Here is a 21,860-nt window from a genome sequence, read left to right as displayed (position 1 = left end):
CTAGCGTGCGCACCGGCGGTGGACGGCGGTGATTGTCGGACCCTCGTGCGAACGTGAGTTCGACGGGGCCTTCGGTCCGGTCGGGACGGGTGGGAGGAGCGATCGGTGGCGGTGCTCGACGAGCGGGGCGCGGGCGGACGCGACGGCGGCTTCAAGGGCCAGCGGTCGGGTGACGGCGAGGGCCGTCCGGAGTTCGACCGGCAGCCCCCGCAGGACATCGCGGCCGAGCAGTCGGTGCTCGGCGCCGTGCTGCTCAGCAAGGACGCCATCGCCGACGTCATCGAACTGCTGAAGCCCGACGACTTCTACCGGCCGGCCCACCAGACGGTCTACGAGTGCGTGCTGGACCTCTACGGCCGCGGCGAGCCGGCCGACGCCGTCACCGTCTCGGCCGACCTCGAACGGCGGGGCGAGCTGCTCCGCATCGGGGGCGCGCCGTACCTGCACACGCTCATCGCCAGCGTCCCCACGGCGGCGAACGCGTCGTACTACGCCGAGATCGTCGCCGACCGGGCCGTGCTGCGGCGCCTCGTCGAGGCGGGGACACGCATCGTCCAGCTCGGCTACAACGGTGGGGACGGAGCCGACACCGACGACATCGTCGACCGGGCCCAGGCCGCCGTGTACGAGGTGACCGACCGCCGGGTCACCGAGGACTACGTGGCCCTCGAGGACGTCCTCCAGCCCACGATGGACGAGATCGACGCCATCGCCTCGCGCGGCGGGGTGTCCTTCGGCGTGCCCACCGGGTTCGCCGACCTCGACGACGTGACGAACGGCCTGCACGCCGGGCAGATGATCATCGTGGCGGCCAGGCCTGGAATTGGGAAGGCCCTCGCCCTCGACACGCCGCTGCCCACGCCCACGGGCTGGACGACCATGGGCGACGTCGCGGTCGGCGACCACCTGCTCGACGCCGACGGTCGGCCGACGCTGGTCGTCGCCGCGACCGACGTCCTCGCCGGTCGTCCCTGCTTCGAGGTCACGTTCTCCGACGGCACCACGATCGTCGCGGACGCCCGGCACCAGTGGCTCACCGATACCCGCGCCTCCCGCCGCTCGGAGCGGGTGCCCGCGGCCGTGCGCACCACCGAGGAGATCGCGGCGACCCTCCGCACCCCCACGGCCGACGCCCGCCTCAACCACTCCGTGGACACCTGCCGGGCGCTGGAGCTGCCCGAGCAGGACCTGCTCGTGCCGCCCTACGCGCTCGGCATCTGGCTCGGCGACGGCACCGCCGCGAGCGCGAGTTTCACGAGCGCGGATCCGGAGGTCGCGGCGCTGATCGAGACCGAGGGACTCCTCGCGCCGGAGCTGGGCACGCCGATGCGGTACGGGCTCCGGCTGCCCGCGGGATCGGGCCCGGCCGAGCGGGTGTGTGTCGTCTGCGGGACCACGTTCGTGCCGGCGACGTCCCAGGTGCGGACCTGCGGGCAGTCGTGCGGCGGGAGGGCCCGGTTCGTCTCGGCGCCGGTGGCCGCTCCGACGTGCCCGGACTGCGGTGCACCGACCTCGGGTCTCGTCCGCTGCCAGGCCTGCCACCACGCCTACGGCACGGTGCAGGGGCGGCTCCGCACCCTGGGCGTGCTCGGCGACAAGCACATCCCGATGCCGTACCTGCGTGCCTCCGAGGCCCAGCGCCGCGCCCTGCTCGCCGGGCTCCTCGACTCCGACGGCACGGTGCTGCCGAAGGGCGCGATCCAGTTCGCGGTGACCCACCGGCGGCTCGCCGAGGACGTGGCCGAGCTGGTCGTCTCGCTCGGGTACCGCTGCTCGATGACGACGAAGGCGGTCCGTGGTCGGACCGACGCCTCGAGCACGTCCTACCTCCTCACGTTCAGCACCACGGAGGAGGTCTTCCGGCTCGAGCGGAAGCGGCTGGCGCACAAGGAGCGGTGCCCCGCCACCTCCGACGTGCGGACGAGGCGCCGCTACGTGACCGCGGTCCGTCCCGTGTCCTCGGTTCCGGTGCGGTGCGTCGAGGTGGACAACACCGACCACCTGTACCTCGCGGGGCGCGCCATGGTCCCCACCCACAACTCAACGCTCGGCCTCGACTTCGCGCGGTCGGCGAGCGTCAAGCACGGGCTCACGAGCGCCGTGTTCTCGCTGGAGATGAGCCGCACCGAGATCGTCATGCGCATGCTCTCGGCCGAGGCGAAGATCCGGCTGGCCGACATGCGCGCCGGCACGATGACCGACGACGACTGGACCCGGCTGGCCCGCCGCATGAGCGAGATCTCCGAGGCACCGTTGTTCATCGACGACTCGCCGAACATGACGATCATGGAGATCCGCGCGAAGGCCCGGCGGCTCAAGCAGCGCCACGACCTGCGGCTGATCATCCTCGACTACATGCAGCTGATGACCTCCGGCAAGAAGGTCGAGAGCCGTCAGCAGGAGGTCTCGGAGTTCTCGCGTCAGCTGAAGCTGCTGGCGAAGGAGCTGGAGATCCCGCTGGTCGCGATGAGCCAGCTCAACCGTGGTCCGGAGCAGCGCACCGACAAGAAGCCGCAGCTCTCCGACCTCCGTGAGTCCGGGTCGCTGGAGCAGGACGCCGACATGGTCATGCTGATCAACCGACCCGACGCCTTCGAGCGGGACGACCCCCGCGCGGGCGAAGCCGACATCATCCTGGCCAAGCACCGCAACGGGCCCACGGCGACGATCCCGATCGCCCACCAGCTGCACTACAGCCGCTTCGCCGACCTCGCCCGGGGCTGATCGGCCCGTGCCCCGGGCCGACGAACGCGTCGGCTCGGGCGCACGATCAGGTCGGCCCGGCCTCAGGGCACGGTGACCACGACCTTGCCGCTGCTACCGGCGGCGAGCTCGTGAGCCTTCGCGATGTCGTCCAGCGGCAGCACGTGGGCGACGCGGGGACGGTAGTGGCCGTCCCGCCCGAGCTCGGCGGCCGCGGCCAGCACGGAGGAGTCGTTCGCGGCGTCCACGAGGTGTGTCCCGAGGCGGGCGGCGCCCTCCCGGTCGATGACGGTGACCACGCGCGTCGGGTCGCCGCCGACGAGATCGACCAGATCGGGCAGGGCGTCGGAGGCCGCAGCGTGCAGGGCCGCGTCGACCCCCTGGGGCGCGAGGGCACGGACCCGCTCGGGCAGGCCGGGGCCGTAGGTGGTCGGGACGACGCCGGCGGCGCGCAGGGGCTCGTGGTTGGCCTCGCGCGCGGTGCCGATCACAGTGGCGCCCGCGTGCAGCGCGGCCGCCGCCGCGGCGGTGCCCACGGCTCCGGACGCTCCGTCGACCAGCAGGGTGCGCCCCCGGAGGTCACCGAACGGCGCCAGGGCCCGGAGGGCGGTCACGGAGCCGAGCCCGGCGGCGGCGGCCTCTTCGACGCTCCAGGTCGGCGGGACCGCGGCCCACGCGGTCAGCACCGCGAACTCGGCGGTGGTGTCGGCGATGCCGCCGAGCCCGAACACGAGGTCGCCCGCGGACACGCCCCTGACGTCCGGACCGACCTCGTCGACGACGCCCGCAGCGTCGCGACCCGGGATCACGGGCAGCTCGAGGGGCAGGACCTCCGCCAGCGCCCCGGCGCGCACCAGCCGGTCGATCGGGTTGACGCTCGCCGCCCGCACCCGGATGCGGACGGAGCCCGGACCGGCGTGGGGCTCGGGCGCGTCCTCCACGGTGAGGACCTCGGGGCCGCCGTAGCGGTGGAAGCGCGCTGCGCGCATGGTCTGCTCCTGGTCGTCGTGACACCTGCTCCCGGCAACCGGAGCCGGGCGCGGATGCTTCCCGGCACGATGACCCCGTGACCCGTCCCTCGCGCCTCCGTCCCGACGAGCTGGACCCGGCCGCCCGGGCCGTGTACGACGCCATCGCCTCCGGTCCCCGGGCGGGCAGCGGCCTCGTGCACGACGACGGGTCGCTGCGCGGCCCGTTCGACGCAATGCTGCGCCACTCCGCCGTCGGGGGACCGTTGCAGGCCCTGGGGGCGGCGCTGCGCTACGGCGGAGAGCTGTCCGACCGGGCCCGCGAGCTGGTGATCCTCCGGGTGGCCGGGGTGCGGGACAGCCGCTTCGAGCGGGCCACCCACGAGCCGATCGCCCGCCGGGCCGGCCTGACCGACGACGAGCTCGCCGGACTCGCCGCCGACGCCGTCGTCCCGTGGCCCGACCCCGTCGAGCGCACCGCTGACACCGCGGCCCGGGCGCTCCTGCACCACGACCCGGTCGACGACGACACCTACCGCGCCTGGACCGACGTCCTCGGGGAGGCCCGGCTCGTGGAGGTGACGGCGCTCGTCGGTTACTACGGCCTGCTCGCCGACCTCCTGCGTGTGTTCGCGCCGGAGGCATGACCGACCGATCGGACAGGTGACCGGTGCCACGTCACGCGGGTAGCCGCCTGGGTCCACCACCACGAGAGGACCCACCATGAGCGACGAGAAGCAGACCGATCCGGCGACGGTCGTCCCGCCCGCCGAGCAGCTGACCGGTGAGTCGGCCGAGCCGGACCGCCCCGCGGTCTCCGACGTGTTCCCCGCCGGCGAGGCCTCCTCCGAGGAGCACCTCGAGCCCAACGAGGGGCGCTGATCAGTCGAGCACGAGCGGCAGTCCCGCTGCCGCGAAGTGCTCGGTCCCGAGGAACGACGTCAGGTCTGCGATCCGCTCGCCGCGCAGGGTCAGCACGGTGATCGACCACGCGCGGTAGGACCCGTCGTCGGGGGGTGAGACCGCGGGCCCGCACAGGTAGAGCGCCACCGCGGGCTGACCGTTCGCGCTGGTCACCACGGTGCGCCACGTCCCGCACGACCCGAGGGGCACCGCCCGGGTGAAGGCCTCGACGGGGCCGCGTCCGGCGTACCAGCCGGGCAGCGGCGGCATCGACCACGTGACGTCCTCGGTGAGCAGCGCGACGAGGCGGTCGGCGTCGCCCTGCTCGAGGGCGGACGCGTAGCCGGCGACCACGGCTCGCAGGCGGGCGTCGTCGAGGTCGGCGAGCGTGCGGGCCTGCGACACCGGCGGGACCTTCTCCGCGACGATGCGCCGGGCCCGCTGCAGGGCGGAGTTCACCGACGCGGTGGAGGTGTCCATCGTCGTCGCGATCTCCGCGGCGGAGAAGCCGAGCACCTCGAAGAGCAGCAGGGCGGCCCGCTGGTTGCCGGGCAGGTGCTGCAGGGCCGCGACGAAGGCGAGCTCCACCGACTCGCGTTCCTCGACGGCGAGCGCCGCGTCGGGGTAGGGCGTCAGCCAGGCGACCTCGACCGGGGCGTCGTCGAGGACGGGCTCGGACGACGACGGGCCGAGGTCCATCGGCAGGGCCCGGCGGCCCCGGGCCTCGACGAGGTCCAGGCAGGTCCGCGTGGTGACCGTGTAGAGCCAGGACCGCAGCGCGCTTCGTCCCTCGAACCGCCCGACGGCCCGCCACGCCCGCAGCAGCGCGTCCTGGAGCGCGTCGTCGGCGTCGTGCACCGACCCGAGCATGCGGTAGCAGTGGGCGTGCAGCTCACGGTGCAGCGGCGCGACCAACCGGTCGAAGGCGGTCGGGTCCCCGTCGCGGGCGGCGTCGAGGTCTCCGCGGAGGTCGAGCGCGGCGTCCATACGGCGAGTGTGCCGCACGCGAGGGGACGATCCGGACCTCCTACGCGCGTGCGGGTTCCCCTCGCGCGGCGGAGGAGCGGGACGACAACGGGCGCACCACCACGGCCGTCGCCGCGAGGAGCACCACGAGGAACCCGACGGTCGCCGACCATCCCGCGACCCCGAAGACGACGCCCCCGAGCGTGCCGCCCACGGACGATCCGACGTAGTAGCTGAACAGGTACATCCCGGAGGCGACGGCCCGCCCGTGCTCGGCGCGTCGCCCCACCCAGGCCGACGCCACCGCGTGGCCGGCGAAGAACCCCACCGTGAGCAGGGCCAGGCCGCCGATCACCAGCGCGAGCACCGGGGCGAGCATCGCGAGCGCGCCGACCGCCGCCACGGCGCAGGCCGCGAGCACGGTCGTCCGGGCGCCGAGGCGCCCCGAGATCCGACCGGCGACCGTGGAGGTCACCGTGCCCACCGCGTAGAGCACGAAGACGAAGCCGACCACGAGGTCGGGCAGCGAGAACGGCGGCCCGAGCAGGCGGAACGCCACGTAGTTGTAGGCGCAGACGAAGGTGCCCATGAGCAGTAGCCCGACCGCGAACAGGCGGCGCAGCACCGGGTCGGCCAGGTGCGAACGGACCTCGCCGACCAGCTCGGCGGGTGCGACGGGGGTCGGGGTGAAGCGGCGGGAGGGCGGCAGCACCAGCCAGAACACGAGCAGGCAGACGCCCGACACGGCCGCGATGCCGCCGAGGGCGAGCCGCCACGAGCCGGTGAGGTCGTTCAGCGCGGACACCACGACGCGCCCGCCGAAGCCGCCGACCGAGTTCCCGGCGACGTAGAGGCCCATCGCGCCGCCGAGGTGCCCGCGGTCGATCTCGTCGGCCAGGTACGCCATCCCGACGGCGGGCAGCCCGGCCAGCGCGACGCCCTCCAACCCCCGCAGCACCAGCAGCAGCCAGAGCGACGGCGCCACCGACGCGGCCAGCCCGAGCACCACCGCGCCCGCGAGCGACCAGAGCATCACCGGCCGCCGGCCCCACCGCTCCGAGAGGGCCGACGCCGGGATGATCGCCAGGGCGAGCCCGCCCGTCGTCACCGAGACCGACAGCGAGGCCGTCCCCGGGGACACCCCGAACACGTCGACGAGGCGCGGGAGCAGCGGCTGCGTCGCGTAGAGCAACGCGAAGGTCGTGAAGCCGGCGAAGAACAACCCGACCGAGACACGTCGGAACCCGGGGTCGCCGCGACGGAGGGCGTCGGTACCGAGGTCCACGGACATCGTTGTCCAGGCTAACCGGACGATTCGTCCGCCACCCACGTCAGATACGTCTCGTGCCCGCCGACGACGGGCAGCGCGATCACCTCGGGCACGTCGTAGGAGTGGTGCTCGACGATCCAGTCGGTCACCTCCGCCACCCGCGTCGTCTTCACGACGAGCTGGTACTCCGGCTCGACCTGCACCGCCCCCTCCCAGCGGAACACGCTGCGGACCGGCCCCACGATCTGCACGCACGCGGCGAGCCGGGCCTCGACGAGCCCGCGGGCGAGCCGCCCGGCCTCGTCGTCGGAGTCGGTGGTGGTGATCAGGAGGTGCGCTTCGCGCCCGTGAGTACTAACCCGTGCCATGACACGGATTAGTGCACACGGGCCGAAGGCACCTCGCCGAACACCTTCCCCCGGGCCTCCGGACCCAGCAGGAGCGCCGCCGCCGTCAGGACGAGCACCGGGACGATGACCGCCGCGAGCGCCACCGACCCGCTGTAGGCGGCGGCCAGCGCCGTCTGCAGCGGCAGGTTGAACGACGCGATCGCGTTGCCGAGCTGGTAGGTCACGCCCGGGTAGAAGCCGCGGACCTCGTCCGGCGAGAGCTCCGCGAGGTGGGCCGGCACCACCCCCCAGCCGCCCTGGACGAGGACCTGGAGCAGGAAGGCGCCGAGGGTGACCAGGCCGAGGGCCGGGGAGAAGGCGAAGAGGAAGGCGACGGGGATCGCGAGGATCGCGCAGCCCGCGGCCGTGCGCCGACGCCCGAAGCGTTCGGAGAGCGCCCCGAAGTACGCCCCGCCGACGATCGCGCCGATGTTGTAGATGATCGCGACGACGGTGACCGTGCCGGTCGAGGCGGCGAAGTCCTCCTTGAGGAAGGTCGGCACGAAGTCCTGCGTGCCGTGGCTCATGAAGTTGAACAGCGTCATGAGCACGATCAGGTAGGCGAAGCGCCGGAGCACGGCGGGCTGCAGGAACACCTGCCGCGGCCCGACCTTCGTGAGCTCCACCTTCTCCTGGGTGCGCTCCCAGGCCTCGGACTCCCCGACGCGGGTGCGGATGAGGAAGGCGATCAGCGCCGGGATCGCGCCGAGCACGAACAGCCAGCGCCAGCCGAGGTACGGCGTCACCACGAAGTTGGCGAGGGTCGCGAGCAGGTAGCCCACCGGGTAGCCCTGCTGCAGCAGCCCCGACCAGAAGCCGCGCTTCTCCGGCGGGATCTTCTCCAGGGCCAGCGACGCCCCGAGCCCCCACTCGCCGCCCATGCCCAGGCCGAAGAGGAAGCGCAGGACGACGAGGACGGTGAAGGTCGGCGCGAGCCCGGAGAGCACCTCCATCGCCGAGTAGAAGAGGACGTCGACCATGAGCGGGATGCGGCGGCCCTTCTTGTCGGCCCAGATCCCGAAGATGAACGCCCCGACCGGTCGCGCGATCAGGGTGACCGTCGTGAGGAAGGCCACCTCGGTCGTGGAGCGGCCGAACTCCTTCGCGATGTCGGACAGGACGAACACGACGAGGAAGAAGTCGAAGGCGTCCATCGCCCAGCCCAGCCACGCCGCCAGGAAGGCGTTGCGCTGCTCGCGGGTGAGCCCCCGCGCCTGCTCGAGGAGTCCCGGAGCTGCCATGGGTCCAGAACTTAGGCTCAACAACGGCCGTCGGGACACCCGCCGTCGGGAACGTCCCGGGATGTCCGTCCCGCCCCGGGGCCTACGCTCGTGAGCATGGCGAACGACTCCGGCGGCGGACCCCGGCACCGCTGGCTCGTGCTCGGCATCTGCTGCACGAGCCTGCTCGTGGTCTCGATGGACAACACGATCGTCAACGTCGCGCTGCCGGCGATCCGCGCCGACCTCGACGCCTCGATCACCGAACTGCAGTGGACGGTCGACGCCTACACGCTCGTCCTCGCCTGCTTCCTCATGCTGGCGGGCGCGACCGGCGACCGGCTCGGCCGACGACGGACGTTCCAGACCGGCCTCGCGGTCTTCGGTCTGGGCTCGCTGCTCTGCAGCCTCGCGCCCTCGGTGGGCTGGCTGATCGCGGCCCGCGCCGTCCAGGGCCTCGGCGGGACGATGCTCAACCCGATCGCGCTGTCCATCGTCACGAACGTCTTCGTCGACCCGCGCGAGCGGGCGCGGGCCATCGGCGTGTGGGGCTCCGTCGTCGGGATCTCGCTCGGCCTGGGCCCGGTACTCGGCGGGCTGCTCACCGAGACGGTCGGCTGGCGGGCGATCTTCTGGGTCAACGTGCCGATCGTGCTCGCGGCGATCGCGCTGACCGCGCGCTACGTGCCGGAGTCGCGGGCGGCGCACGCCCGGCGTCCCGACCCCGTGGGCCAGCTCTGCGTCGTCGTCCTGCTCGGGTCCGTGACGACGGCCGTGATCGAGGCCCCGCGACTGGGCTGGGCCTCGGGTGCCGTCATCGGGCTCGGGGTGGTCGCGGTCGTCGCGCTCGCCGCCCTCCTCTGGTGGGAGCGCCGCCGCCGGGAGCCGCTGCTCGAGCTCGGCTTCTTCGCGAGCGTGCCGTTCTCCGCGGCCACGGTCATCGCGGTGTGCGCGTTCGCGGCCTTCGCGTCCTTCCTCTTCCTGTGCACCCTCTACCTGCAGGAGGTCCGGGGGCTGTCGTCGCTCGCCGCGGGCCTGGCCCTGCTCCCCGCGGCCGTCACCTCGACGCTCTGCGCCCCGCTCTCGGGTCGGCTGGTCGCCTCCCGCGGCGCCCGCCCCTCGCTCGTCGTCGCCGGGGTCGCCATGACGATCTCCGGGGTCGCGCTCTCGCAGGTCGGGCCGGCGACCCCGGAGTGGGTGCTGCTCGGCGTGTTCGCGCTGTTCGGGATCGGCTTCGGCATGGTCAACCCGCCGATCACCAACACCGCCGTGAGCGGCATGCCGCGGGCCCAGGCCGGGGTGGCCGCGGCCGTCGCGTCGACGAGCCGGCAGGTCGGCTCGACGCTCGGGGTCGCGGTCGCGGGCACCGTGGTCGCCGCGGCGGCCACCGTCGGATCGGGGCTGCCGCCGGCGTGGTTCGTCGCGGCCGGCGCCACGGCCGTCGTCGGGGTGCTCGGCGTGGTCGCGACGACGGCGCGCGCCCGAGCGAGCGCGGACCGGGTGGCCGCCGCCTTCGCCGAGGAGACCGCGCCCGCGAGGGTGTGACACCGGACGGTGTGACATGAGCGGACGGCATCGGCGAACGATGTGACCGCCGGACGAACCCATCGTGGGAGATCGACCACTGTGGGGCGCGCGGGTGGCCGGGTGGGAGCACCCTGGGCGGTCCGCGGGGACTTCTCGCGGGGGGAAGGAGATGCCACGTGACGACGACGCAGTCGCCGGCCACCGCCGCCGGGACGTTCCGGCTGGGGGGCGAGTTCACCGTCCGGCGCCTCGGCTACGGCGCGATGCGGCTGACCGGGGAGGGCATCTGGGGCCCGCCGAAGGACACCGACAACGCGCTCGCCGTCCTGCGGCGCGCGGTCGAGCTCGGGGTCGACTTCATCGACACGGCCGACTCCTACGGGCCCTACGTCTCGGAGGAGCTCGTCCGGGAGGCGCTCTACCCGTACCGCGACGTCCGCGTCGCCACGAAGGCCGGGCTGCTGCGCACCGGACCGAACCGCTGGATCCCCTGCGGCCGGCCCGACTACCTGCGCCAGGAGTGCGAGATGAGCCTGCGCCGCCTCGGCGTGGAGACCATCGACCTCTTCCAGCTCCACCGGGTCGACCCGCACGTGGCGGCCGACGAGCAGTTCGGCCTCCTCGCCGACCTGCAGCGTGAGGGCAAGGTGCGCCACGTCGGTCTCTCGCAGGTGTCGGTCGAGCAGATCGAGGCGGCGGGTCGGATCGTCGACGTCGCGTCGGTGCAGAACCGCTACAACCTCGTCGACCGCTCCTCCGACGCCGAGCTGCGCCACTGCACGGAGCACGGCATCGCCTTCATCCCGTGGGCCCCGGCCGATGCCGGCAACCTCGCGCAGGAGGGCAACGCGGCGCACGACGCGGCCGTCGAGCTCGACGCGACACCCGCGCAGGTCGCCCTCGCGTGGCTCCTGCAGCGCAGCTCGGTGATGCTGCCGATCCCGGGCACCGCCTCGCTCGCGCACCTCGAGGAGAACTGCGCCGCCGGGACGCTGGAGCTCCCTCGCGCGGCCGTCACGCGCCTGGACGCCGCGGCGGGCTGATCTCCCACCCCGGTCCGAGCGAGCGGCACTTTCGCGCACACAGATGCTGCGAGAGTGCCGTTCGTTCGTCCGAGAGGTGCGGCCGGACGGAGCAGGTCAGGCGCCCACGCGGCTGCGGGCCTTCTCGGCGTCGCGCAGGGCACGCTCCCGGCGGCGGCGGCGCAGCACCGCGAGGGGACCGAACCCGTCGTCGGGAACGGCGAGCGGGCCGCTGCCCTCGGCGAGCTCCGCGGCCGCGACGATGCGTCGCTCCATCCCGCCGAAGACGAGCACGTGGAACGGCGCGATGACCCACCAGTAGGCGTGGCCGAACAGCCCCTTGGGCAGGAAGATCGCGCGCTGGCGGTAGATCGAGCCCTCCGGGCGGGGTGCCACCCGCAGCTCCAGCCACGCGAGCCCGGGGGCCTTCATCTCCGCGCGCAGGCGCAGGAGGTACTCGCCGTCCTCGAGGTCGGGCACCGAGCGCGGGCCGGCGTCCCCGCCCTCGAGGCACTCCTCCACGCGCCACCAGTCGAGCGCGTCGCCGACCTTGAGGGTGTCCTCGTCGCGCCGGCCGCGGCGCAGGCCGACCCCACCGACGAGGCGGTCGATCACGCCGCGGGCCCACCAGCCGATCGGGAACGAGTACCAGCCGCGGTTGCCGCCGATCCCGATCACGACCCGCCACAGGTTGTCGGCGCTCGCGGCGGAGGTGCGCTCGCGCACGTCGGTGTAGACGGTGCCGCCGGCCCAGTCCGGGTCGGAGGGCAGCAGGTCCGACGGCATCGGGTCGGACGGGGCGTAGCGCGCGTTCGCCCCCGACCAGCGCGTCTCCACCCGACCCTCCCGGATGCGGGTGAGCGCCAGGTCGACCGCGCGCCGGAAGCTGGTGAGGCCCTCGGCGGGCGGGGCCACGTAGGTGTCGATGTCGTGCTCGGCGGCGACGACCTCGTGGACGAGCGAGTCGATGAGCGGGACGGCGGTCGAGCGCGGCACCGGCGTCACGAGGTTGACCCAGTGCGAGGACAGCCGCGGGGTGAGGACGGGGACGGGCAGCATCCGGCGTGGCGGCAGGCCCGCGACCTCGGCGAAGCCCTCCATCATCTGCAGGTAGGTCAGGACGTCGGGTCCGCCGATGTCGAAGGTCCGGTTCACGTCGGCGGGCAGGTCCACGGCGTGCACGAGGTAGTGCAGGACGTCGCGGATGGCGATCGGCTGCACGCGGTGGTGCACCCAGCTCGGCGTGAGCATCACCGGGAGCCGCTCGGTGAGGTAGCGCAGCATCTCGAAGCTCGCCGAGCCCGACCCGAGGATCACCGCGGCCTGCAGCACCGCGGTCGGCACCCCGGAGCGCAGGAACACCTCGCCGACCTCGGTCCGCGAGGCGAGGTGCTCGGAGAGCTCGACGTCGTCGGGGTGGATGCCGCCGAGGTAGACGATCCGCCGGATGCCCGCCTCGCGGGCCGCCTGGGCGGTGATCAGCGCGGCCCGGCGGTCGACGGCGGCGAAGCCCGACTCGGAGAGCGAGTGCACGAGGTAGAACAGGACGTCGGCGCCCTCGCAGGCCGCGCGTATGGAGTCCTCGTCGAGGACGTCCCCGGCGACCACCTCCACGGCGTCCTGCTGGGCCCACGGGATGTCCTGCATCTTCGCGGGGGTCCGCACCACGCAGCGGACCTCGTGGCCCTCGGCCGCGAGCCGCGGCGCGAGCCGGCCGCCGATGTAGCCGGTCGCACCGGTCACCACGCATTTCACGGTTCCCATCGTCGCGGCTGGGCTTCCGGACCGCGACATCTGCGGCCCCGGCCCCTGCCTCGATGGGGTGTGCCACGACCGTGCGCATCCGCTCGATGGGGTGCACGACCCGCCGTGTGCGCCTCGCGGGGGTGGGCGACTCACCCGGGTGCCTGATCGAGCGCGTCGACCTGACGCCCGGTGAGCATCGCGGCGTCGAACGACACGGATGTGGTTCTGCTCCGGTGGAGTGACACACGACCAGGGGGTCTTCTGGCGTGTCGCGATTCGTTCGGCGCGTCGCCCGAAAGGTGCGCCGCCACCCTGCCGTTGCCCCTCATGTCGCGGGCGAACGGACACCACCGTTCGACGCAGCGACGCAGGACCGTGTGGTGCAACGGCGGAGGTGGGGAACATGTGGGTCTGGCGCGACGAGACGGTGCGCGGCGGGTGGCGTCTCGACAACACGGGTTCGTGGCGGTACGACGAGCCCGCGCGCCTGGAGCCGGTGGGCGCGCCGCGGCGCGTGGAGCCCGACGCCCGGGCGCGTGAACAGTGGGCCCGGGAGCGCTTCCTGGCCGACCAGCGCGCCCGGCAGGAACGGCTCCGTCCGGCCCTCGCGGCCACGCCCGGCGACCCGTTCGAGGCGGAGCCGATCTTCCGGTCGGTGGCGCACGAGGTGCGGGAGGAGCGCCGGTACGAGGGCGGCCGCTACCGGCACGCCGCGCACGCCCCGGCGGAGCGGCACGGGTACATCCCGGAGCCGCACCCGGGCTCGGGGCCCTTCCCGGCGCAGGACGGCGGCCGTCGCCGCCTCGCGCCGGTCGACGAGGTCCCGCCGCCCCCGGTCGCGCCGGTCCCGCCGGTCGCGCCGGACCTCGGCCCGGTGGCCTCGGCCGAGGAGGAGCTGCGGCGCCGCGCGGAGCGCCGTCGCCGTCCGCACGCGGAGCCGGCCGGCGGCCGGCACGTCCTGCGGCACTGACACCGTTCCGGACCCGTCGGGGGTGTCCGGAACACCGGTCGGAGACGACGCCCCGGAGGGCCTCCCGCACGCCGCGGGAGGCCCTCCGGCCGTCGTGGGGCAGGTGTGCCCGTCGTCGGCGCGGGGTATCGCCCCGGCCAGCGCACGGTGTCCCTGATCGCAGGAGGTCCTCCCCATGCTCGTCCGCCGTCTCGCCCGGCCGATGTTGGCCGCGGTGTTCATCAAGGGCGGGATCGACACCCTGCTCAATCCCGAGCCCCGCGTCGGTATGGCCGCGCCGAAGCTCCGGCAGGCGGAGAACGCGGTCGGTGACAAGCTCCCGCCGCAGGCGCCGACCGAGCCCGACCAGCTGGTGCGCATCGACGCCGGCGTCAAGATCGGCGCGGGCGTCCTGCTCGCCCTGGGCAAGTTCCCGCGGATCGCCTCGCTCGCCCTCGCCGCGAGCATCATCCCGACGACGGTCGTGGGTCACGCCTTCTGGGAGGCCGACGGCGCGGACCGTCCCGCCCAGGAGATCCACTTCCTCAAGAACCTCGGGCTGCTCGGCGGGCTGATCCTCGCCGCGGTGGACACCGAGGGGAAGCCCTCGCTGGGCTGGCGGGCGCGTCGCGCCTCGCGGAAGGTCGCCAAGCAGACCCGCGAGCTCACCGGGTCGGCCTCGGACCACGACTTCGCGGGCAGCGCGAAGTCCGCGGCCGAGACCGCCGGCGCGACCGCGAAGGACGCCGTCGACGTGGCGATCGGCCGCTTCGTGGCCTGACGGCCCTGCTCCACCCGGACTCCCCCGTCCCCTGCGTCCGGCGCAGCGGTGCGGGGGAGTTCGTGCGTTCCGACCCCGTGGGCGCCCCCTAGGCTGGGCGACGTGTGGACGAACTGGTCGGGCGGTCAACGCTGCCGGCCCGTCGCCACCGCCCGCCCGCTCGACGACGCCGGCGTCGCGGGCGTGGTGCGCCGGGCCGCGGAGCGCGGCCAGACGGTGCGGCCGGTGGGGGCGGGGCACGGCTTCTCCGACCTCGCCGTGACCGACGGGGTCCACCTCGACTGCTCCGCCTTCGCCGGGATCACCGGTGTCTCCGCCTCCGGCGGCCCCGGCGCGGCGACCGGACACGCCGTGGTGCGCGTCCGCGCCGGCACCACGATCGGCGAACTCCAGGACGGACTGGCCGAGCGGGGCCTGGCGCTCCCGGTACCGCTCGACCTCGGCGCCCCCACCCTCGGCGGTGCGCTCGCGGTCGGCGCCCACGGCAGCGCCGCGTCCCGGGGCTCGCTCGCCGAGCAGGTCCTCGCGCTGCGGGTGGTCGACGGCCGCGGCCGGGTGCGCGACGTCCCCCGCGCCGACCTCGACGCCGCCCGGACCGCCCTCGGCGCCCTCGGCGTGATCCTGGACGCCGAGCTCGCCGTCGTACCCGCCGCGACGATGACGGTCACCCGGGCCCAACGCCCCGTCGACGAGGTCCTCGACCCCGCGTTCTGGGAGGCGCACGACCTGGCGGAGGCCGCCCTGTTCCCGTCGTCGCCGACGGCGCTCGCCCGGTGGGCCGGGGTCGCGGAGGCCACCGACGAGGACGAGACCGAGCGCGGCGTCGGCGTGACCAGCGCGGGCGCGACGGGACGGACCGCCCTGGGCGGAGCCGTCGTCGTGGAGCGCGCCCTGCCCCGCCTCGCGCCGTCGCTCAACCGGGTCGTGTCCCGGCTGGCCCGCACGGTGTCCGCGACCGGCACCGGCCACCGCGTGCTGTCGAACCCGCCCGCCGTCCGGTACGAGCAGAGCGAGTGGGCGGTGCCGCGCGAGGTGCTGGTCGGGAGCCTGCGGGCGCTGCTCGCCCAGCTCGCCGACGGGCTCGAGACCGGCCTGCCGGTGCGCATGCGGGTCGGGCCGGCCGAGCGGGGATGGCTGCACCCGGCCCACGGCCGCGCCACCGGGTGGATCGCGGTCCGCGTCCCGCGCGGGACCGACCCCGGCCCGGTCCTCGCCCGGACCGCGTCGGTGATGCGCGCGCACGGCGGTCGCCCGCACTGGGGCACCCGGCACGACTTCGACGCCGTGGACGTGGACGTGGCCTACCCCCGCTTCGCGGACTTCGCGCGGGTGCGCGACGACTACGACCCGGACCGGGTGTTCACCAACCCCGCGCTCGCCCGGCTGCTCGGCGACTGATCCTCGTCCGGGTCCGCCGCGGCCCCCAGGTCCACCGCGAGCGCCACGACGGCCTGGTCGATGCGGCGCAGCAGTCGCGTGACCACGAGGGCGTCGTTGCGACGGCGGGGGTCCTGGGTGCGGGCGGCCTGCTCCTCGGCCCGGTCGACGAGGTCCTCGGCGGAGTGCACCAGCACCTGCGCGCCGTCCGAGCGCCGCCGACCGCGCACCACGACGTCACGCAGCCCGTCGAGGTTCGCGCGCACCGCGGCGAGAGCGGGTTCGAGCGTCGCCGCCCACCCCGGCGTCGGGTCGGACCCGAGGTCGGCGGCGGTCCGGGCGAGGGAGCGGGCGTAGTGGTCGACGACGGTGAACACGCGCAACGCGCGCCGGTGGCTCGAGCGGCCGCGCCGCTTCGGGGTGTCGACCAGCAGCGGCTTCGTGCGGGCACGCAGCGTCGCCAGGGAGGTGTCCATGTCGCGGGCGCCCTCGAGCGCGGCGGCCCCGCCGCGGCCCCGGCCGAGGATCGTCGCCACCGCCGCATCGAGCACCCCGTCCGCGGTGTCCACGAAGTCCTCCACGGCCTCGCCGAACGCCTCGCGGGTCCCCTTGGGGAGCACGAGGAAGGCCGCGACCACGCTTGCGAGCACTCCGACCAGCGTCTCCTCGATGCGGAGCACGAGGGTCTGGACGCTGAACTGCCCGATGATCCCGTACACCAGCGCGAGCACGGCGGTGATCCAGAACGCCAGCATGCCCGGCGACACGCGCACGAGGTACAGCGCGAGGAACGCGCACACGAACAGCAGGACCAGCGAGAGCACCTGGTTCCCGGCGGTGAGGAAGGCCAGGCCCATCCCGGCCGCGACCCCGCCCACGGTGCCGACGACGCGGCCCCACCCCCGCGACAGCAGGTCGCCGCGGCTGGCCGTGTTGGCGAACACGACGAAGGACGCGATCACCGCCCAGTACCAGCGCGACGGGGCGAGCAGCTCGCCCAGCCCGATCGCGATCGTGGTCCCCACACCCACCTGGATCGACTGGCGGGTGGTGAGCAGGAGGCCGCGGTCGCGGTCCGTCTCCCCGCTCCCCGTTCCCGACGACGGGTCCTCGGGGCCGGGATCCGACCCCTCCCGTCGTCGGGAGGCCTCGTCGTCGGGACGGCCCTGCGCGATGCCGTCGGGCTGGGGCGCGGACGCGAGGGCGACCGGGGACGCGGCCGGCGCCCGCGGCACGCCGGGCAGCACGATGCCCCCGGTCATCGTCTCCCCGGGACGGGCGGGCAGGTCGCGCTGGGCGTACTCGACCGAGTCGGCGATCCGCCGGACCCCGAACGCGGTGCGCTGGACGCGTTCGTGGCCGCGGCTGGTGTCGGCGACCAGGCCCGCGACCGCGCCGCGCGCGTCGGCGAGCTCGCCGAGGATCTCCTGGTGGGGCACCCGCCGGGCGGTGGCGCGAGCGAGGTGCGTGAGTCCGGTGCGCAGCGCCGTCAGCGCGAGCGGGCTCGCCTGCTGCGCGTCCTCGGCGCGCACGAGCCGGCGGACGGCGACGCCGAGCCGCTCGAGCCCCAGCTCGGTGTCGACGACCCGCAGCGCGAGCAGGTCGTTCTCCAGTCCCGGCCACACCCGGTCCGCGGCGCTGTGCTCGAGCTGGTCCTCCACCAGCAGGGCGGTCTCGTTGAGGCGCCGCCGCGCCCGGTAGAGCCGCTCCAGGACGGCGTCGCCGACCTGCTCGTGCTCGTGGCCCGGTCCCCGTGCCTGGCCCTGCTGGGCCTCGGCGAGCACGTCGTCGACCCGCAGCACCATCTCGTGGGCGCGGGCGCGGAAGGCGTCGACCAGCCGGCGCAGCGTGCGCTCCGGGCGTTCGGCGAAGAGGAACCCACGCAGCAGCAGGGTCACCCCCAGGCCGATCAGCACCGCGACGCAGAGCGCCGGGATCTGCGGCGGCTTCGCCTGGAGGAACTGGGTGAAGAAGAACGGCATGAACGCGCCCATGCCCAGGGCGAACCCGCGCGGGCCGTACCGGCGGACGTAGACCGCGCCGATCATCACGGCGACGAACACCACGTCGGCGACGAGGCGGTACGGCGAGAGCAGCGTCCCGACAGTGGTCGACGCGAGCGCCGGCAGCACCATCAGCGCGGTGGTGACGCGCTGGCGCGCCACCGTCTTCTCGTTGACCGCCAGGTTGGAGATCATCGCCAGGACGCCCGCGAAGAGCACGACCGTCACGGGCTCGTCGGGGACGAGGGCGGACCGTCCCCAGGCCACCAGTCCGGCGGCGAGGGCCATCGACGCGACCGCCACGGAGGCGAGGCGCAGCCGGGCCAGGCCGGGGTCGGCGGTGACCAGCAGGGTGCGCAGCGACTCGATCGCCCTCGTCGTGCCCACGGCCGGGTCGCTCCCCTCGTTCGAGGTGCGGAGTCTCCCACGTGACCGGGGAGGCGGGATCCACTCTCGACACGGTTACCGGGTGGTAATAGCCTGCAGTTACCGGCCGGTACGCTGGCCCGAGCCCGCCGCGTCACCACCGGAGGGCCTTCTCGACGGAGCACGGAGCAGCCACGTCATGAGCCACTACAAGGCCAACGTCCGCGACATCGAGTTCACGCTGTTCGAGCTCCTGCGCGTGCAGGACCGGTTCGGGCAGGGTCCGTTCGCGGAGACCGACGAGGAGACCGCCCGCGCCCTCCTCCACGAGGCCGCGGCGCTCGCCGAGGGCCCGCTGGCGCAGTCCTACGAGTCCGGCGACCGCAACCCGGTGCGCTTCGACCCGCAGACGAACACCGCGCACCTCGACGAGGGCATCAAGAAGTCCTACCGCGCGATGTGGGACGCCGAGTGGTGGCGCCTCTCGGCCGACAACGCCATCGGCGGCATGGGCGTGCCCCCGTCGATCCAGTGGTCGGCCGCGGAGATGATCCTCGGCGCCAACGCGCCGGTGTTCATGTACATGACCGGCCCGAACTTCGCCTCGGTGATCTACCGCAACGGCACCGAGCAGCAGAAGCACTGGGCGCAGGTGATGGTCGACCGCGGCTGGAGCGCCTCGATGGTGCTGACCGAGCCGGACGCCGGGTCGGACGTCGGCGCCGGCCGCACGAAGGCCCGCGACAACGGCGACGGCACCTGGTCGATCGAGGGCGTGAAGCGCTTCATCACCTCGGCGGACTCCGACGACCTCGTCGAGAACATCATGCACCTGGTGCTGGCCCGCCCCGAGGGCGCGAAGCCGGGCACCAAGGGCCTCTCCCTCTTCCTGGTGCCGAAGTTCCACTTCGACCCGCAGACCGGCGAGCCGGGCGAGCGCAACGGCGCCTTCGTGACGAACGTCGAGCACAAGATGGGCCTCAACGCCTCGGCGACCTGCGAGCTCACCTTCGGCGCCCACGGCGTCCCCGCCACCGGCTTCCTGCTCGGCGAGGTGCACGACGGCATCGCGCAGATGTTCCAGGTCATCGAGTACGCCCGGATGATGGTCGGCACGAAGGCCATCGGCACGCTCTCCACCGGCTACCTGAACGCGCTGGAGTACGCCAAGGAGCGCATCCAGGGCGCCGACCTCACGCAGCAGACGAACAAGGCCGCGCCGCGCGTGCCGATCACGAACCACCCCGACGTCCGCCGCAGCCTCATGCTGCAGAAGGCGTACGCCGAGGGGCTGCGGGCGGTCTACGCGTTCACGGCGACCTACCAGGACACGGTGCGGCTCGGGGAGGCCCCCGACGCCGAGGCCGGGTCGGTCAGCGCCGAGGACGTCGCGCTCGCGGAGAAGGTCAACGACCTGCTGCTCCCGATCGTCAAGGGCGTCGGCTCGGAGCGGGCCTCGGAGCAGCTGATCGGGTCGCTGCAGACCCTGGGCGGCTCGGGCTACCTGCAGGACTACCCCATCGAGCAGTACATCCGTGACGCCAAGATCGACTCGCTGTACGAGGGCACGACGGCGATCCAGTCGCAGGACTTCTTCTTCCGCAAGATCGTCAAGGACAACGGCCAGGCCCTCGTGCACGTGGCCGGGCTCGTCCAGACGTTCCTGGAGTCCGAGGCCGGCAACGGCCGGCTCAAGGAGGACCGGGCGCTGCTCGCGACCGCGCTCGCCGACGTGCAGGCGATGCTCGGCACGATGATCGGCCACCTGACCTCCTCGCAGGAGGACGTGCGGAACCTCTACAAGGTCGGCCAGCACGCGGTGCGCTTCCTGCTCTCGGTCGGCGACATGCTCATCGGCTACCTGCTCCTGCGCGGTGCCGAGGTGGCCATCGGGGCGCTCGACCGCGGCGCCTCGGCGAAGGACACCGCCTTCTACGAGGGCAAGATCGCCGTCGCGCACTTCTTCGCGAAGAACGTGCTGCCCGAGCTGACCGCGCGCCGCGCGATCGTCGAGGGTGCCGACAACACGCTGATGGATCTGGACGTCGCCGCGTTCTGATCGACCCCTGCCATCCACGAACGGGCCGTTCATCACGATCCATCGTGATGAACGGCCCGTTCGTCGTTCTCGGAGCACGGGTGAACTCGGGTGATTACTGGGTCACAGGGACCCGGGAGATAGGTTCTGCGACGTGTCGAAGGTCCTGACGAATCTGCCGGTCGGCGAGCGTGTCGGCATCGCCTTCTCCGGGGGTCTCGACACCTCCGTCGCGGTGGCCTGGATGCGCCACCACGGTGCCGTGCCGTGCGCGTACTCGGCCGACCTCGGTCAGTACGACGAGGACGACATGGCCACGCTGCCCGACCGCGCGAAGGAGTACGGCGCCGAGATCGCGCGGCTCGTCGACTGCCGCGGGCCGCTGGTCGAGGAGGGCCTCGTCGCGCTGATGTGCGGCGCCTTCCACATCCGCTCCGGCTCGCGCGTCTACTTCAACACCACGCCGCTCGGGCGCGCCGTCACCGGCACGCTGCTCGTGCGCGCGATGCAGGACGACGACGTCTCCATCTGGGGCGACGGCTCGACCTACAAGGGCAACGACATCGAGCGGTTCTACCGCTACGGCCTGCTCGCGAACCCGCAGCTGCGCATCTACAAGCCGTGGCTGGACGCGCAGTTCGTCGACGAGCTGGGTGGCCGTGCCGAGATGAGCCAGTGGCTCACCGAGCACGACCTGCCCTACCGCGCCAGCAAGGAGAAGGCGTACTCCACCGACGCCAACATCTGGGGCGCCACGCACGAGGCCAAGACCCTCGAGCACCTCGACGAGTCCCTCGAGGTCGTCGAGCCGATCATGGGCGTCCGGTTCTGGGACTCCTCGGTGGCGATCGAGCCCGAGGACGTCACGCTCACCTTCGAGCAGGGCTACCCGGTCGCGATCAACGGCGAGCGCTTCGCGAACAACGTCGACCTGGTGATGGCCGCGAACGGCATCGGCGGCCGCCACGGGCTCGGCATGTCCGACCAGATCGAGAACCGCATCATCGAGGCCAAGAGCCGCGGCATCTACGAGGCGCCCGGCATGGCCCTGCTGTTCATCGCCTACGAGCGGCTGCTGAACGCGATCCACAACGAGGACACGATCGCGAACTACCACAACGAGGGGCGCCGGCTCGGCCGGCTGCTCTACGAGGGCCGCTGGCTGGACCCGCAGTCGATCATGCTCCGCGAGTCGATCGTCCGGTGGATCGGCCGCACCGTGACCGGCTCGGTGACGGTGCGCCTGCGCCGCGGCGAGGACTACACGATCGTCCGTACCGAGGGCCCCGCGCTCTCCTACCACCCGGACAAGCTCTCGATGGAGCGCACCGAGGACGCGGCGTTCGGCCCGCTGGACCGGATCGGCCAGCTGACGATGCGCAACCTCGACATCGCCGACTCCCGGGCGAAGCTCGAGCAGTACGCCGCGTTCGGCCAGCTCACCGGGCAGGCCGCCTTCGTCGGCGAGCTCGAGCAGGGCCGCGCCGACCAGATCACCGGCCGCGGCGACGACCGGGGCACCGACGAGTCGGCCCTCGACCGCGCCGCCATGGAGTCGGGCACGGACTAGGTGCGCTTCGCGCAGGTGAGCACTCAGTGGGGCTATAGGCCCACTTTCTGCTCACCTGGCCG

Annotated in this window: 17 protein-coding genes; 10 read left to right on the top strand and 7 right to left on the bottom strand. The window is 73.5% G+C overall.

Going from position 1 to position 21,860, the window contains the following annotated elements:
* The first annotated feature begins 105 nt into the window (after positions 1 to 105).
* A complete protein-coding gene (dnaB, locus tag BJ983_RS21885) occupies positions 106 to 2,724 on the top strand; it encodes a replicative DNA helicase (protein WP_343054295.1) in 2,619 nt (872 codons plus the stop codon).
* A 62-nt stretch (positions 2,725 to 2,786) separates the two neighbouring features.
* Here the strand turns inward: dnaB and BJ983_RS21880 are convergent, their stop codons facing one another.
* On the bottom strand, positions 2,787 to 3,692 hold the full coding sequence (locus BJ983_RS21880) for an NADP-dependent oxidoreductase (RefSeq protein ID WP_179795751.1): 906 nt from the start codon (positions 3,690 to 3,692) through the stop codon (positions 2,787 to 2,789).
* A 77-nt stretch (positions 3,693 to 3,769) separates the two neighbouring features.
* Here BJ983_RS21880 and BJ983_RS21875 point away from each other — a divergent pair, with 77 nt between their 5' ends.
* Positions 3,770 to 4,318, top strand: a complete 549-nt coding sequence (locus tag BJ983_RS21875) for a carboxymuconolactone decarboxylase family protein (protein WP_179795750.1) — start codon at positions 3,770 to 3,772, stop codon at positions 4,316 to 4,318.
* 76 nt (positions 4,319 to 4,394) lie between these two features.
* Positions 4,395 to 4,553, top strand: a complete 159-nt coding sequence (locus BJ983_RS21870; RefSeq protein WP_179795749.1) for a hypothetical protein — start codon at positions 4,395 to 4,397, stop codon at positions 4,551 to 4,553.
* Here BJ983_RS21870 and BJ983_RS21865 read toward each other — a convergent pair whose 3' ends face one another.
* The 4 genes from BJ983_RS21865 to BJ983_RS21850 are packed head-to-tail and all read right to left on the bottom strand — an operon-like array spanning position 4,554 to position 8,440.
* The gene (locus tag BJ983_RS21865; protein WP_179795748.1) at positions 4,554 to 5,561 is read right to left on the bottom strand and encodes a sigma-70 family RNA polymerase sigma factor; all 1,008 of its coding nucleotides are present in this window, start codon (positions 5,559 to 5,561) and stop codon (positions 4,554 to 4,556) included. It abuts the gene before it with no gap.
* A 40-nt stretch (positions 5,562 to 5,601) separates the two neighbouring features.
* Entirely contained in the window at positions 5,602 to 6,831 is a 1,230-nt protein-coding gene (locus BJ983_RS21860) for an MFS transporter (protein WP_179795747.1), read from the bottom strand.
* 11 nt (positions 6,832 to 6,842) lie between these two features.
* On the bottom strand, positions 6,843 to 7,178 hold the full coding sequence (gene cutA / locus BJ983_RS21855; RefSeq protein WP_179795746.1) for a divalent-cation tolerance protein CutA: 336 nt from the start codon (positions 7,176 to 7,178) through the stop codon (positions 6,843 to 6,845).
* Positions 7,179 to 7,186: 8 nt separating this feature from the next.
* Positions 7,187 to 8,440: an MFS transporter gene (locus tag BJ983_RS21850; RefSeq protein ID WP_179795745.1), complete on the bottom strand. Its 1,254-nt coding sequence runs from the start codon at positions 8,438 to 8,440 to the stop codon at positions 7,187 to 7,189.
* 96 nt (positions 8,441 to 8,536) lie between these two features.
* On the opposite strand from BJ983_RS21850, the gene BJ983_RS21845 reads away from it, so the two are divergent.
* Positions 8,537 to 9,964, top strand: coding sequence for an MFS transporter (locus tag BJ983_RS21845; protein ID WP_179795744.1), 1,428 nt, complete (start codon positions 8,537 to 8,539; stop codon positions 9,962 to 9,964).
* A 158-nt stretch (positions 9,965 to 10,122) separates the two neighbouring features.
* Complete coding sequence (locus BJ983_RS21840; protein WP_179795743.1) at positions 10,123 to 10,989, top strand: oxidoreductase; 867 nt, start codon at positions 10,123 to 10,125, stop codon at positions 10,987 to 10,989.
* A 96-nt stretch (positions 10,990 to 11,085) separates the two neighbouring features.
* Here the strand turns inward: BJ983_RS21840 and BJ983_RS21835 are convergent, their stop codons facing one another.
* Complete coding sequence (locus tag BJ983_RS21835; RefSeq protein WP_179795742.1) at positions 11,086 to 12,723, bottom strand: DUF2867 domain-containing protein; 1,638 nt, start codon at positions 12,721 to 12,723, stop codon at positions 11,086 to 11,088.
* Positions 12,724 to 13,117: 394 nt separating this feature from the next.
* Here BJ983_RS21835 and BJ983_RS21830 point away from each other — a divergent pair, with 394 nt between their 5' ends.
* The 3 genes from BJ983_RS21830 to BJ983_RS21820 all read left to right on the top strand — a co-directional run bounded on the left by BJ983_RS21830 (position 13,118) and on the right by BJ983_RS21820 (position 15,842).
* Positions 13,118 to 13,684: a hypothetical protein gene (locus tag BJ983_RS21830; RefSeq protein WP_179795741.1), complete on the top strand. Its 567-nt coding sequence runs from the start codon at positions 13,118 to 13,120 to the stop codon at positions 13,682 to 13,684.
* A 175-nt stretch (positions 13,685 to 13,859) separates the two neighbouring features.
* The gene (locus BJ983_RS21825) at positions 13,860 to 14,444 is read left to right on the top strand and encodes a DoxX family protein (protein WP_179795740.1); all 585 of its coding nucleotides are present in this window, start codon (positions 13,860 to 13,862) and stop codon (positions 14,442 to 14,444) included.
* A gap of 102 nt (positions 14,445 to 14,546) precedes the next feature.
* The gene (locus BJ983_RS21820) at positions 14,547 to 15,842 is read left to right on the top strand and encodes a D-arabinono-1,4-lactone oxidase (protein ID WP_179795739.1); all 1,296 of its coding nucleotides are present in this window, start codon (positions 14,547 to 14,549) and stop codon (positions 15,840 to 15,842) included.
* Here the strand turns inward: BJ983_RS21820 and BJ983_RS32480 are convergent.
* Entirely contained in the window at positions 15,785 to 18,211 is a 2,427-nt protein-coding gene (locus tag BJ983_RS32480) for an FUSC family protein (protein ID WP_179795738.1), read from the bottom strand. The two genes, BJ983_RS21820 and BJ983_RS32480, sit on opposite strands and share 58 nt — an antisense overlap.
* Positions 18,212 to 18,389: 178 nt before the next feature.
* Between BJ983_RS32480 and BJ983_RS21810 the strand changes: the two genes are divergently transcribed.
* Entirely contained in the window at positions 18,390 to 20,249 is a 1,860-nt protein-coding gene (locus BJ983_RS21810) for an acyl-CoA dehydrogenase (RefSeq protein WP_179795737.1), read from the top strand.
* Between the two features lie 133 nt (positions 20,250 to 20,382).
* The gene (argG, locus tag BJ983_RS21805) at positions 20,383 to 21,798 is read left to right on the top strand and encodes an argininosuccinate synthase (RefSeq protein ID WP_179795736.1); all 1,416 of its coding nucleotides are present in this window, start codon (positions 20,383 to 20,385) and stop codon (positions 21,796 to 21,798) included.
* Positions 21,799 to 21,860 lie beyond the last annotated feature (62 nt).

The sequence above is a fragment of the Actinomycetospora corticicola genome (assembly GCF_013409505.1).
In the GTDB taxonomy this organism is placed as follows: Bacteria; Actinomycetota; Actinomycetes; order Mycobacteriales; family Pseudonocardiaceae; genus Actinomycetospora; species Actinomycetospora corticicola.
The sequence above is the reverse complement of the archived record's forward strand: the minus strand, read 5'-3'. Positions and strand labels throughout refer to the sequence as shown.